This is a genomic window from Formosa sediminum, from assembly GCF_007197735.1.
Lineage (GTDB): Bacteria > Bacteroidota > Bacteroidia > Flavobacteriales > Flavobacteriaceae > Formosa > Formosa sediminum.
Genome location: NZ_CP041637.1, coordinates 2408783 through 2423159, shown reverse-complemented (window position 1 = coordinate 2423159; position 14377 = coordinate 2408783). Strand labels below are relative to the sequence as shown.

Below are 14377 nucleotides of genomic sequence, written 5' to 3'. Positions count from 1 at the left end.
TTATGCATAAAGTAGAAGATTTAATAATCTGGAATAAGTCTATTGAATTGACTAAAAGAATCTATGTACTAATTTCAGAATTACCATCTGACGAAAAATATGGATTAAACACTCAAATTAAAAGAAGCGCTGTATCAATCCCTTCAAATATTGCTGAAGGCGCTGGAAGAAATTCTAATAAAGAATTTAAATATTTTATGAGTATTGCCAATGGATCAACGTTCGAACTTCAAACACAACTTATTTTGTTAAGTGAATTAAATTTAATATCAAAAGAAAAGACACAACCAGTCATTGAGTTATGTATTGAAATTCAGAAAATGAATTATTCTTTTCAAAAGAAATTATAAATTTCAATACTAAAATCTCAATACTAAATACAACAACAGATGAAACAAGCATATATAGTAAAAGCATATAGAACCGCTGTAGGAAAAGCACCTAAAGGCGTATTTCGATTTAAAAGAACCGATGAATTGGCTGCTGAAACCATCAAGTATATGATGAAAGAACTGCCAGAATTAGATCCAAAACGTATAGACGACGTTATTGTTGGTAATGCTATGCCTGAGGGCTCTCAAGGTTTAAATATGGCACGTTTAATCTCGCTTATGGGATTAGACATTGTAGATGTTCCGGGCGTTACCGTAAACCGTTTTTGTTCTTCTGGAATAGAAACTATTGGTATGGCAACTGCTAAAATCCAAGCTGGAATGGCCAACTGTATCATAGCTGGTGGAGCCGAAAGTATGAGTGCTGTACCTATGACAGGCTTTAAACCAGAATTAAATTACGATATCGTAAAAGCTGGTCATGAAGATTACTATTGGGGCATGGGTAATACTGCAGAAGCTGTCGCAAATCAATTTAAAGTGTCTCGCGAAGACCAAGATGAATTTGCTTTTAATTCGCATATGAAAGCTCTTAAAGCACAAGCCGAAGACCGTTTTCAAGACCAAATTGTACCTATAGAGGTTGACGAAACCTATATCGATGCCAATGGTAAAAAAGCCACTAAAACATATACAGTTACTAAAGATGAAGGTCCAAGAAAAGGCACTAGTATGGAAGCCCTGTCTAAACTTAGAGCTGTGTTTGCTGCCGGCGGAAGTGTTACTGCAGGAAACTCGTCGCAGACTAGTGATGGCGCTGCCTTTGTAATGGTTATGAGTGAAGATATGGTAAAAGAACTAAACCTTCAGCCAATTGCACGCTTAGTCAACTATGCGGCTGCAGGTGTAGAACCTCGCATTATGGGAATTGGTCCAGTAAAAGCCATTCCAAAAGCCCTAAAACAAGCCGGATTAAAACAAAGCGATTTAGAATTAATTGAATTAAATGAAGCCTTTGCTTCGCAATCTATCGCGGTAATACGTGAGCTAGATTTAAATACAGATATTGTAAATGTAAACGGAGGTGCCATCGCTTTAGGTCATCCACTAGGCTGTACAGGCGCAAAATTATCAGTACAATTATTCGACGAAATGCGTAAACGCGATATGAAAGGAAAATATGGCGCTGTTACCATGTGTGTCGGTACAGGTCAAGGTGCTTGCGGAATCTTTGAATTTTTGAATTAAGTTCTAGACTTAAAGCTACAACAGTAACATTAATACTGTCGCAAAAAAAACCAAAAGAAGTTAAAACTATTAATAAACATATTAAAATGAATCTTAGAGAGTAAAACTTGCTTTATATAAGGTCTCAACGCTATTATTCTATTTTAAAAAACAAACTTGCATTAACATGGAAACTACACAAAAAGATATTATTAGAGGTGGACAATTTCTTATTAAAGAAACTCCTTGTGAAGACGTATTCACGCCTGAAGATTTCTCGGAAGAGCAACTTATGATGAAGGAAGCCGTTATGGAATTTAACGACCGTGAAATTATACCACATAAAGCCAGATTTGAAGCAAAAGATTATGCCTTAACTGAAGAAGTTATGCGTAAGGCAGCAGAATTAGGCTTTCTAGGCGTTGCTGTACCCGAAGAATACGGCGGCTTAGGAATGGGATTTGTATCAACCATGTTAACGTGCGACTATATTTCTAGTGGAACGGGATCTTTTAGTACTGCTTTTGGTGCACATACGGGTATTGGAACCATGCCAATTACCTTATATGGTACTGAAGAACAAAAACAAAAATACGTCCCTAAATTAGCAACCGGCGAATGGTTTGGTGCGTATGCATTAACAGAGCCTGGTGCTGGTAGTGATGCCAACTCGGGTAAAACCACAGCTAAATTATCAGACGATGGAAAATCGTATGTGATTAATGGACAAAAGATGTGGATTTCTAATGCTGGTTTTTGTAGTGTAATGATTGTGTTTGCACGTATTGAAGACGACAAAAACATAACAGGTTTTATTGTTGAATACGATAAAAACAATGCTAACGGAATTACTTTAGGAGAAGAAGAACACAAACTAGGAATCCGAGCTTCTTCTACGCGTCAGGTGTTTTTTAACGACACGATTGTGCCCGTAGAAAACATGTTAGCAGCTCGTGGCGAAGGTTTTAAAATTGCCATGAATGCCTTAAACATCGGACGTATAAAACTTGCCGCAGCTTGCCTAGATTCACAACGTCGTATTACTACAACTGCAGTACAATATGCAAATGAACGTAAACAATTTAAAACGCCTATAGCAGACTTTGGTGCTATTAAAGTAAAATTAGCCGAAATGGCTACTAACGCTTACGTTGGAGAATCGGCGTCTTATAGAGCTGCAAAAAACATTGAAGACCGTATAGCCATGCGTCAAGCATCAGGAAATACACATCAAGAAGCAGAACTTAAGGGTGTTGAAGAATATGCTATTGAATGTTCTATATTAAAAGTTGCTGTTTCTGAGGATGTACAAGACTGTGCAGATGAAGGTATCCAGATTTTTGGAGGTATGGGATTCTCTGAAGATACACCTATGGAAGCAGCCTGGAGAGATGCTAGAATTGCTAGAATTTACGAAGGGACCAACGAAATTAACCGTATGCTTTGTGTTGGCATGCTTGTTAAAAAAGCAATGAAAGGCCATGTAGATTTATTAGGTCCTGCTATGAAGGTACAGGAAGACTTAATGGGAATTCCGTCTTTTGAAACTCCAGATTTTTCTGAGTTATTCTCCGAAGAAAAATCTATGATTGCAAAACTTAAAAAAGTCTTCTTAATGGTAGCTGGTGCTGCTGTACAAAAGTTTGGTCCTGCTCTAGAAGAACATCAACAACTGCTTTTAGCTGCTTCAGATATTCTTATTGAAATTTACATGGCCGAATCGGCAATTTTAAGAACAGAGAAAAATGCAAAACGTTTTGGTGAGGAGTCTCAAAAAGAACAAATTGCAATGTCTAAATTATACTTATATCAGGCTGTAGAAATTGTAGAGAAAAAAGGTAAAGAAAGTATTATTTCTTTTGCTGAAGGCGATGAGCAACGCATGATGCTAATGGGACTTAAGCGTTTTACTAAATATGTTAATTATCCTGATATTGTAGATTTAAGAAATGAAATCGCAGAAAAAGTAAAAGCAGAAAATTCATACTGCTTCTAAAAATAATGTGTGACTAATTCAGTTTTATAAAAAAGCCAATTCTATATAGAATTGGCTTTTTTTATTAATTATTATTTTTTTTTACTATGTAGAATTTACATATTATCACTCTCATCTACATGGTCTCGCATAGATTCCATAACCTTTTCTTCGTCCGTCACTTTAGAAAGATTTATTGCAGTTTCAATTAATGCTAAATGAGAATAAGCTTGTGGAAAATTACCTAACAATCTCTTAGTTTCAAAATCAATATCTTCACTAAATAATCCAAGGTGATTACTATAAGTTAATAACTGATCAAATAGTGTTTTGGCTTTTTGCTCCTCTCCTATTTTGTACAAACTATTTATAAACCAAAACGTGCAAATGGTAAATGAAGACGATGGTAATCCAAAATCATCTTTATTTTTATAACGATACAATAAACCATCATTACTCAAATCACGTTCAATTCCTTTAACAGTACTCACATATTTAGGATCTTTAGCATCAATAAATCCGTAAGGTTCCATTAACAATACAGAAGCATCTAAATCGTCTGAACCATAAGACTGAGTAAATGCCTGTATCTTTTCATTCCACGCATTCGTCATAATATCAGCTTTAATTTCTTGTTCTAATGGAATCCATTTTTTAAGTTTTGCGGTTTTGCCTAATAATTCTGCAACTTTTATAGCTTTATCTATTGCTACCCAACATAACACTTTTGAAAATGTAAAGTGACGTTCTTCTGTTCTAAACTCCCAAATCCCTTTATCGGCTTCTTTCCAGTGTTTATTCACCACCCAAACAATTCCTTTTGTAATGGTCCAAATTTCTTCACCGTTTTCAATATCTGTACTAAAACTAACTAATTGCTGATGAATCACATCCATTAAAATACCATAAATATCATTTTGGCGTTGCTCGTAAGCAGCATTTCCAATTCTTACAGGACTAGAATCTTTATACCCACTTAAATGATCTAGAGTTTCTTCAGTTAATTTTTTCTCTTTATTAATACCATACATAATCTGAAGTTTTTCATCTTTATCTGGTATTAAATCAACTATAAATTTTAGGTAACGTTTTGCTATATTTTTATGTCCTAAATGAGACACCACTTTAATCACCATGGAAGCATCTCGAATCCAGCAAAAACGGTAATCCCAATTACGAACTTCTCCAATTGTTTCTGGTAAAGAGGTTGTGGCCGCAGCCAGAACAGCTCCAGTTTTATCGTAAGTTAATAATTTTAAGGTGATAGCACTTCTTGAAATTTCGTTATTATATCGCTCGTAAGACGGTGTTTTATCCATCCAATTTAACCAATATACTTTGGTACGTTCAAACTCTATATAAGCTTTGTGCACATTGGGTTTAAAGATTTTCTCATTATAACCAATTAAAAAATATGCATCTTTATTAAGTTCAATTTCGGTTCCATTCACAACCGCTTCTTTATCTAAATCTGTGTACAGAAATAAGGTATCAAATTTTTCTTTATCTGTTAAGCTTACTATAAAATCAGATTTTACATATGTATTTGTCTCTCCTAGAGCATATTCTAATTTTGGGACATAATCAATATTAAACTTAGGTGACCCTGATTTATATTTTATATAACGAATAATTTCTGGTGGCGATTGATATCCGCCCGATGTTTTATGATATCTAGGCATAAAATCCATAATATCAAAAGCATCATCACCATTAGTAAAAGACGTTACTAAAATAGCCGTATTACCAAGGTATTTCTGAGAAACGACGTAATCATCGTCAACTTTAATACCAAAATGCCCTCCAATTTTTTCGTCTAAAAGCTTAGCAAAAACTGAACTTGAATCGAACTCAGGTAAACAACACCACTCTATAGATCCTGTTTTTGAAATGAGTGCAGCACTACGACAATTTCCTATTATTCCATAATCTAAATTATTCATTAAATCTTCTATTTTTATATGGTTGACAACCTATTTTTCTTTAAATTAACGAAAAACTTATTGCTAATCAAAATTCAACTCCATGAATAAGACTATTATTGTCTCAAATAGACTTCCTTTACAAGTAAAATTAGAAGATTCTAAATTAGAAATTAAACCCAGTATTGGTGGCCTAGCTACAGGAATGAAATCTGTACACGCCGAAGGCAATGGAATTTGGGTAGGTTGGTCTGGATTAACTCAAGACCAATTAACACCAGAATTAGAACAAGAAGTAAAAACTGCGGTTACGAAAGAAAAATGTGTAACAGTTCCTTTAACAAAAGAAGATGTAGATAATTTTTATCTCGGGTTTAGTAATAAAACACTTTGGCCGTTGTTTCATTATTTTATGGAATATACCACTTTTGAACGCTCTGAATGGGAATCTTACAAAGAAGTAAATCAAAAATTTGCCGATGTTATTCTTGAAAATGTTAATGACGGAGATACCATTTGGGTGCACGATTATCAATTATTATTGTTACCCAAATTAATAAGAGATAAAAAACCAAATATCTCTATTGGATTCTTTTTACATATTCCTTTTCCTTCTTTCGAAATTTTCAGAACATTTCCTTGGCGTGAAGAATTATTAGAAGGAATGCTTGGAGCCGATTTAATTGGGTTCCATACTTACGATTATGAACGTCATTTTTTAAGTTCTATAAAACGCATATTAAGACTTGAAGTTAATTTTAACAATATAGATTATATAGACAGAACGGTTACGGTAGATTCTTTCCCGATGGGAATAGATTATAATAAATTCTATGACGCAGCAGTTGTAAATAATTCTCAAGAAAATAAAGAACGTTCAGAATTACAACGCCGTCTTGATGAGCATATAAAATCGGATTCTGATGCTAAGATTATTTTATCTATAGACCGTTTAGATTATACTAAAGGTATTCCAAACCGATTAAAGGCATTTGAATACTTTTTAAATAAATACCCAGAATATAAAGAAAAAGTAAGACTAATTTTATTGGCAGTACCATCGCGTTCAAATGTCCCTCAATATCAAAAACTAAAACGTGAAACCGATGAGTTAGTAGGCCGTATTAATGGGGAGTTCGCTACTGTAAGTTGGACTCCTATTTGGTACTTTTACCGCTCTATGCCTTTTGAAAATTTAATAGATTTATATACTACTTCAGATATTGCTTTAATTACTCCTGTTAGAGATGGAATGAATTTAGTAGCTAAAGAATATGTTGCTACACGTACTGAGCAGGATGGTGTTTTAATTTTAAGTGAAATGACAGGAGCTTCTAAAGAAATGAATGAAGCTTTATTGATTAACCCTAATAATTTTGATCAAATCGCAGATACCATTAAACAAGCTATCGAGATGCCTATTGAAGAGCAACAATCTAGAATTAAAATTCTTCAAGAACGTTTACAACGTTACAGCGTTGAGAAATGGGCAGACGAGTTTTTTAAAGCACTTGACTCTACCAAAGAGAAAGAGGAAGTATTTGTTTCTAAACGTCTTAATAAATCATTAAAGAAGAATATTGCAGAAACCTTTAAGACTTCAAAAAAGAAATTAGTGCTCTTAGATTTTGATGGTACCTTGGTAGGTTTTAAAAACAATCCGAAAGACTGTAAACCAGATGCCGAATTATTTGAATTACTAGATAACATGAATGCTATAGAAGGTGTAAAACTGGTAATTATTAGCGGAAGAGATCGAGAAACTTTTGAAGATTGGTTTGCTGGTAAAGATTATACTTTAATTACAGATCATGGGGTTTGGTTAAAAGAACAAGACAGCGATTGGAAAATGCTAGAACATCTTAAAAACGACTGGATGGAAAACATTCTTCCTGTACTAGAGACTTTTGTAGATAGAACTCCTGGTACGTTTGTAGAGAAAAAGAAATACTCGCTAGCTTGGCATTATAGAAAAACAGATCCTGAATTGGCACAAACACGAACTATAGAGCTTAACACCGTTTTAAACAGTTTAATTGAAAATCACGGATTAACCGTTTTAAAAGGTAATAAAGTAATAGAGATTAAAAGTAGTAATGTAAATAAAGGGCGTGCAGCTTCTAGATTATTAACTCAAGATCAATACGACTTTATGTTTGCAATTGGAGATGACTGGACAGACGAATATATGTTTGAAGAGTTACCAGATGCTGCATATACTGTAAAAGTTGGTTTTAAAAAGACTAGTGCTAAATATCACGTTAAAAACACAGCAGAAGTTAGAGAATTATTAAACACCTTTACACAATCTTAAATTACATACTTTACATTAACTTATGAAATACCGCATATATTTTTGCCTGCTATTAGGTATTAATTCCCTATTGCTTTCGGGTCAAGAACAGCAACAAATTTATGATATTATTGATGCTGTATCGGCAGAGCGTCTGAAACTAGATGTTAAAACACTTACCGAGTTTGGCACGCGAAATACCTTTAGTGATACCGTATCTAACACTCGAGGTATAGGAGCTGCTAGACGCTGGATTAAAAGTGAATTCGATGCCATTTCTAATTCATGTAATTCGTGTTTAAAAGTCTTTTATCAAAAGGATTTTGTTACCAAAAAAGGACATTCCAGAGTGCCGCATGATGCTTGGGTAGTAAATGTTGTTGCCGTACAAAAAGGAACTAAATATCCTAACCGTTATATTATTATGACAGGTGATATAGATTCTCGTGCAAGTGATACAATGGATTTTACCACCGATGCACCTGGAGCAAACGATAATGCTTCTGGAATGGCAGGAACTCTTGAAGCCGCTCGAGTATTATCGAAATACTCCTTTGAAAATAGTATTGTCTATTTAGGATTATCTGGAGAAGAACAAGGTTTATTTGGTGGTGCAGGTTTTGCGGCATATGCTAAAGCTAACAATTGGGATATTATTGGTGTATTTAATAACGATATGATTGGTAATATTGAAGGTGTTGATGGCGTGATTGACAATAGATCGTTTAGAATTTTCTCTGAACCAGTACCACCTACAGAAACGGAACAAGAACGTAAAATGCGACGTTTTTACGGTGGTGAAGTCGATGGCGTGTCTAGACAGTTAGCAAGATACGTGTATAAAACAACCAAAACTTATATGCCAGAAATGAATCCTATAATGATTTATAGATTAGATCGTTTTGGTCGTGGCGGGCATCATCGCCCATTTAACGATTTAGGCTTTGCTGGCATTAGAATTATGGAAGCACACGAAAATTATACGCAACAACACCAAGATATTCGTGTAGAAAATGGCATTGCTTATGGCGACACATTTGAACATGTTAATTTTGAATATAACAAAAAATTAACTGCAGTTAATGCTATAAATCTTGCTGCCTTAGCTCATGCTGCTCCTGCCCCTAAAACTGTAGCTATTGGTGGTATTGTAGAAGCCTCAGCCCAATTAAAATGGGATGCCGTTGAAGGTGCCGTAGGTTACAAAATTTATTGGCGAGATACTACGTCTCCAACCTGGGATTATAGCAGAACTGTGGGGAATATCACTGCATTTACTTTAGAAGGTATAGTTATAGATAATTTTTATTTTGGAGTCGCTTCAATCAATGAAAATGGTTTTGAAAGTCCCATAGTATTTCCTAATAGTATTATTAAAAAATAATAATTTTTAAAATTTTAATCATTGAAAAAAACACTTATACTTTTTCATATCTTTTTATGTGTTTCAACGGTAACATTTAGCCAAATGTTATCAGACAAACATCTATTTACACATCAAGACACTTTACGCGGTAGTATTACTCCAGAACGTGTATGGTGGGATTTAACTTATTATCATTTAAACATTGAAGTAAGCCCAGAAAATAAATCAATATCAGGAAAAAACACGATTCAATATACGGTTTTAGAGCCTGCCAATGTGTTACAAATAGATTTACAAAAACCTTTAAAAATTACGAAAGCCACACAAGACGGTAAATTACTAAAAATTATCCATGATGGAAATGCTCATTTTATAACATTAACTAAACCTCAACATAAAGGAGCTGTTAACAGTATTGAGGTATTTTATGAAGGGCAACCTAAAACAGCTAAAAATGCACCTTGGGATGGTGGATTCTCTTGGAAAAAAGATAAGAATGGTAATGATTTTATAGCAACCTCTTGTCAAGGCTTAGGCGCTAGTGTGTGGTGGCCATGTAAAGACCATATGTACGACGAAGTAGATAGTATGGATATTAGCGTAACAACTCCAAAAGGATTAACAGATGTGTCTAACGGCAGACTTACTCATACAGAAACTTTAGAAGATGGTAAAAAAATCTTTACGTGGTCTGTAAAAAATCCGATAAATAATTATGGCGTAAATGTAAATATCGGAGACTATGTCCATTTTTCTGAAGTATATCAAGGAGAACAAGGACCACTAGATATGAATTATTATGTTCTAAGAAATAATCTAGAAAAGGCTAAAGAACAATTTAAAGATGCACCTAAAATGATGAAGGCCTTCGAACATTGGTTTGGGCCTTATCCATTTTACGAAGACGGTTTTAAATTAGTTGAAGTACCATATTTGGGCATGGAGCACCAAAGTTCTGTTACGTATGGCAATAACTATGAAAATGGATATTTAGGTCGTGATTTATCTGGAACTGGTTGGGGATTAAAATTTGATTTTATAATTATTCATGAATCGGGTCATGAATGGTTTGCTAACAACATTACAAATATTGACATTGCAGACATGTGGATTCATGAAAGCTTTACCGCTTATTCTGAAAATTTGTTTTTAGATTATTATTACGGCAAAGAAGCCTCGGCAGCCTATGTCATTGGTACGCGTAAATCTATTAAAAATAACAAACCTATAATTGGTATTTATAATGTTAATAGCGAAGGCTCTAGAGACATGTATTATAAAGGCGCAAACATGCTACATACGTTACGCCAATTGGTAGAAGACGACAAAAAATGGAGGCAAATTTTACGAGGCATGAATACAACGTTTTACCATCAGACTGTAAATACAAAACAAATTGAAGATTATTTAAGTAAATCTACAGGTATAGATTTAACAGCATTTTTTAATCAGTATTTAAGAGATATACGTATACCTACTTTAGAATATAAATTTGAAGACAATTATATAAAATACAGATGGACTAATATTGTATCGGGTTTTGATATGCCTATTCAAGTACTTTTAAATGGTAAATCTGAATGGATATACCCTAGTGGTAATTGGAAAACTACACCTGTTACAAATCAGAGTATAGACATTGACCCTGATTTTTACGTGCATTACAAAGCACTTTAATTAATAAAAAAAGCCATCATTTTCTGATGGCTTTTTTATATCTAAATGGGTATTACAATCCATTAATAAAACTTCCATATGGATCTTTAAACTGAAGACCTTCCGTATAACGATATTTACTTAATTTATTAAATTGCACCAATCCCCAAAGCACAAATTCTTTGACAATATAATGCTCGTGCGCTTTTAAATCTGGTTGGTAGGTATCAGTTAATGCTTGTAACGGTTCTATAGCATTTAAGGTGTCTTGATAGCTAGCTTCATCCAAATCGTCTAACAATTCAAAACCATCAGAACTATTAAAGAACCAAGATACTATAGCATCATAAGGCGATTCTTCATTTTGTTTTTCTAACTTTTTAATTTCAGGAAAGAATTTAGGGAATAATGTTTGTACAGCATCACCTATTAAATTAAAAGCAACAACAGAAGCTCCTTCTTGCTCACCTTCATAAACGAGTTCTACCTTACCTGTAATTGCAGGAATAATACCCACAAAATCACTTAAACGGATCGTCGTTTTTTGGTCTCCAGAAATTAAAGCTCTACGTTCTGCGGTACTTACTAAGTTTTCTAGAGCGGTTATTCCTAAACGGGCACTTACACCACTTTTAGCATCTATAAATTCGTTGTCTCGCGCTTCAAAAACAATTTGCTCTAAAAGGTCTTTTACCAATTCCGGAATAATAACCATATCTGTTTGTGCTGCATTTAATTTTGCTTCCTGAGCAGTAATTTTCTTTGCAGTTTCCACATCCATTGGGTAATGGGTAATAATTTGCGAACCTATTCTATCTTTTAATGGGGTAACAATACTACCTCTATTAGTATAATCTTCTGGATTTGCTGTAAATACAAACTGTATATCTAAAGGCATTCTCAATTTAAAGCCACGAATTTGTATATCGCCTTCTTGAAGAATATTAAATAACGCCACTTGTATTCTTGCCTGCAAATCTGGTAATTCATTAATAACGAAAATACAACGATTCGCACGTGGGATCATCCCGTAATGAATCACACGGTCGTCTGCATAACTCAATTTTAAATGTGCAGCTTTTATAGGGTCTACGTCTCCAATTAAATCAGCTACTGTAACATCTGGAGTAGCTAATTTCTCTGCAAATCGTTCATGCTTTGGTAACCATACTATAGGTGTATTGTCTCCAAGCTCTGCAATTAATTCTATTGCAAATCTAGAAATAGGTTGTAACGGATCGTCATTAATTTCAGAGCCTTCAACTACAGGGATATAATCATCTAACAAATTAACCATTAAACGTGCCAATCGTGTTTTTGCTTGTCCGCGTAAACCTAGTAAATTAATATTATGCCGAGATAAAATGGCGCGTTCTAATTCTGGAATTACTGTATTTTCATACCCGTGAACGCCTTCAAAAACAATTTCATTTTGTTTTAATTTTTCAATTAAATTATCCCGTAATTCATCTTTAATAGATTTACTTTTATATCCAGAAGCTTTTAGTACTCCTAAGGTTTTTATAGTTTTTATAGTTTCAATTTCCATGCTTTTTATTTTAAGTGTTAGCCTCTAGCTTTACTTACTTTGGTATCTAAAATAACTTTTAGAATAAATTATTATATTGAATATTAATTCTTATGCTTGCTATTACCCTCTAATTCGTTTTTTTCTGTTTGTTTCATAATCTTCAAAAATCATTTCTCCCAAACCTTTTAAGCCTGTATAAAATGCTTTTCCCTGATTGGCGGCTGTAAATTCACGTACAAATTGAGTTAAATATGGGTCTTTAGCAATCATAAATGTGGTAATTGGAATGTGTAATCGCCTAGCTTGTTGTGCAGAATCGTAACATTTATTCACAATAAAACTATCTAACCCCATACTATTTTTATAATACTGTCCATCTGGCATACGCAAACAGCTTGGTTTACCATCTGTAATCATAAAAATTTGCTTGTTGGTATGACGTTTTCTACGCAATACATCCATAGCTAATTGCAATCCTGCAACAGTATTAGTGTGGTAAGGTCCTACAGTTAAATATGGTAAATCTTTAATTTTAATTAGCCAAGCGTCGTTACCAAATACTAAAATATCTAAAGTATCTTTAGGGTAACGCGTAGTGATTAACTCGGCCAAAGCCATCGCTACTTTTTTAGCGGGTGTAATACGGTCTTCGCCATATAGAATCATACTGTGGCTAATATCAATCATTAGCACGGTACTCATTTGTGATTTATGCAAGGTTTCTTCTACAACCAAATCATCTTCAGTAAGATTAAAACTACCAATACCATGATTAATTTGGGCATTTTTTAAACTTTCTGTAACAGACACTTTATCTAAAGCATCTCCAAACTGATAGCCCCTAAATTCGCCAGTATGCTCGTCTCCTACACCTAAAGATTTACTGCGGTGATTTCCTGAGCCACTCCGTTTAAGTTTTCCGAAGATATGATTCAAGGCCTGTTGTCTAATAGAACGTTCTGTTTTTGCTGTAATTTTAGTCCCACCGTTTCCATCTTTATCCAGATCATCTTTAATATAACCTTTCTTTTTAAGGTCTTCAATAAAATCATCTATTGTATATTCTGCAGTGGTAAGGCTGTATTCTTTATCTAGGTCTCTAAGCCAACTAAAAGCCTCGTCAAAATCGCCTGATGTATGCGTAATGAGCTCTTTAAAAATTTCAAAAAGAGTATCGAAAGGCGATTTTTGTTCTGCCTCGAATACTTGAAATACAAAGCCTTTTTTGTGAATTGTTTTTTTCATAGCATAATAAAAATAGTAATTTAAGAAAGAAATCTATGGGCTTTCACATAATTTTATAACTAAAAAAAAAGTTGAACGCTCTTATCTAGACATTCAACTTTATTTATTATGGATTATATTGAGGATGAAATATTTATTCCATTAACTCCAACTCATCATAATTAATAATTTGAATTTTCTTTCCAGAGGTTTTTATTAATCCTTCTTTTTTAAACTGAGATAAAGTTCTAATTACAGACTCTGTAGCGGTTCCTACAATACTTGCAAAATCGTCTCGAGATAATGTTACTTTTAAATAATTACTCTCATCGACTCCAAAATTGTTATTTAAGTATAGAATAATATCTGCTAAGCGTTTTCTAACCGATTTCTGAGCCATGTTTACTATAGAAATTTCAGCTTCTTTAAGGTCTGATGCCATTTGCTTTAAAACACCAAAAGAAAAATCGTTATTTTTTAATAAATCTTGAATAATTTCTTGTTTAGGAATAAAACAAACTTCCATATCGTTTAAAGCAGTTGCTGTTAAATTTGCGGTTTGATTTATAATAACAGAGCGTTGCCCTAAAAGTTCACCTTTAATAACCAATTTAACAACTTGGTCTTTACCTTTTTCTGTTAACTTAGTTAATTTACAGATTCCTTTACTAATACAATATACACCATTAAGCATATCGCCTTCTTTAAAGACCACTTCACCTTTTTTAATGCTTTTTGTTATTTTACATCCAGATATTGCTTTAATTTCTTCGCCTTTTAATAACTTTAAAGCACTAAGCTTTCTCACCATACATTGTTCGCAATCCCTCATATCTAAAAATTTATTATCT

The 14377-nt window shown here is 33.7% G+C and carries 10 protein-coding genes; 6 read left to right on the top strand and 4 right to left on the bottom strand.

Annotation, left to right across the window (positions count from 1 at the left end):
- Positions 1-2: 2 nt before the first annotated feature.
- The 3 genes from FNB79_RS10495 (at position 3) to FNB79_RS10485 (ending at position 3555) form a co-directional block, all read left to right on the top strand.
- A complete protein-coding gene (locus tag FNB79_RS10495; protein ID WP_143381256.1) occupies positions 3-350 on the top strand; it encodes a four helix bundle protein in 348 nt (115 codons plus the stop codon).
- 39 nt (positions 351-389) lie between these two features.
- A complete protein-coding gene (locus tag FNB79_RS10490; RefSeq protein ID WP_143381255.1) occupies positions 390-1580 on the top strand; it encodes an acetyl-CoA C-acyltransferase in 1191 nt (396 codons plus the stop codon).
- Between the two features lie 166 nt (positions 1581-1746).
- Positions 1747-3555 carry an acyl-CoA dehydrogenase family protein gene (locus FNB79_RS10485; RefSeq protein ID WP_143381254.1) on the top strand — a complete coding sequence of 603 codons (1809 nt, stop codon included), beginning with the start codon at positions 1747-1749 and terminating at the stop codon, positions 3553-3555.
- A gap of 95 nt (positions 3556-3650) precedes the next feature.
- Here FNB79_RS10485 and FNB79_RS10480 read toward each other — a convergent pair whose 3' ends face one another.
- Positions 3651-5477 (bottom strand): glycoside hydrolase family 15 protein, encoded by a 1827-nt coding sequence (locus FNB79_RS10480; protein WP_143381253.1) that lies wholly within the window; start codon positions 5475-5477, stop codon positions 3651-3653.
- Positions 5478-5559: 82 nt separating this feature from the next.
- On the opposite strand from FNB79_RS10480, the gene FNB79_RS10475 reads away from it, so the two are divergent.
- The 3 genes from FNB79_RS10475 (at position 5560) to FNB79_RS10465 (ending at position 10792) form a co-directional block, all read left to right on the top strand.
- Positions 5560-7770 (top strand): bifunctional alpha,alpha-trehalose-phosphate synthase (UDP-forming)/trehalose-phosphatase, encoded by a 2211-nt coding sequence (locus FNB79_RS10475; protein WP_143381252.1) that lies wholly within the window; start codon positions 5560-5562, stop codon positions 7768-7770.
- 22 nt (positions 7771-7792) lie between these two features.
- Positions 7793-9133, top strand: coding sequence for a M28 family peptidase (locus FNB79_RS10470; RefSeq protein WP_143381251.1), 1341 nt, complete (start codon positions 7793-7795; stop codon positions 9131-9133).
- 84 nt (positions 9134-9217) lie between these two features.
- On the top strand, positions 9218-10792 hold the full coding sequence (locus FNB79_RS10465; RefSeq protein ID WP_143381250.1) for a M1 family metallopeptidase: 1575 nt from the start codon (positions 9218-9220) through the stop codon (positions 10790-10792).
- Positions 10793-10844: 52 nt separating this feature from the next.
- On the opposite strand, the gene FNB79_RS10460 is transcribed toward FNB79_RS10465, so the two are convergent.
- The 3 genes from FNB79_RS10460 to FNB79_RS10450 all read right to left on the bottom strand — a co-directional run bounded on the left by FNB79_RS10460 (position 10845) and on the right by FNB79_RS10450 (position 14358).
- Positions 10845-12320 carry a sigma 54-interacting transcriptional regulator gene (locus FNB79_RS10460; protein WP_143381249.1) on the bottom strand — a complete coding sequence of 492 codons (1476 nt, stop codon included), beginning with the start codon at positions 12318-12320 and terminating at the stop codon, positions 10845-10847.
- A 102-nt stretch (positions 12321-12422) separates the two neighbouring features.
- Positions 12423-13547, bottom strand: coding sequence for a vWA domain-containing protein (locus FNB79_RS10455; RefSeq protein WP_143381248.1), 1125 nt, complete (start codon positions 13545-13547; stop codon positions 12423-12425).
- A 133-nt stretch (positions 13548-13680) separates the two neighbouring features.
- The gene (locus FNB79_RS10450) at positions 13681-14358 is read right to left on the bottom strand and encodes a Crp/Fnr family transcriptional regulator (RefSeq protein WP_143381247.1); all 678 of its coding nucleotides are present in this window, start codon (positions 14356-14358) and stop codon (positions 13681-13683) included.
- Positions 14359-14377 lie beyond the last annotated feature (19 nt).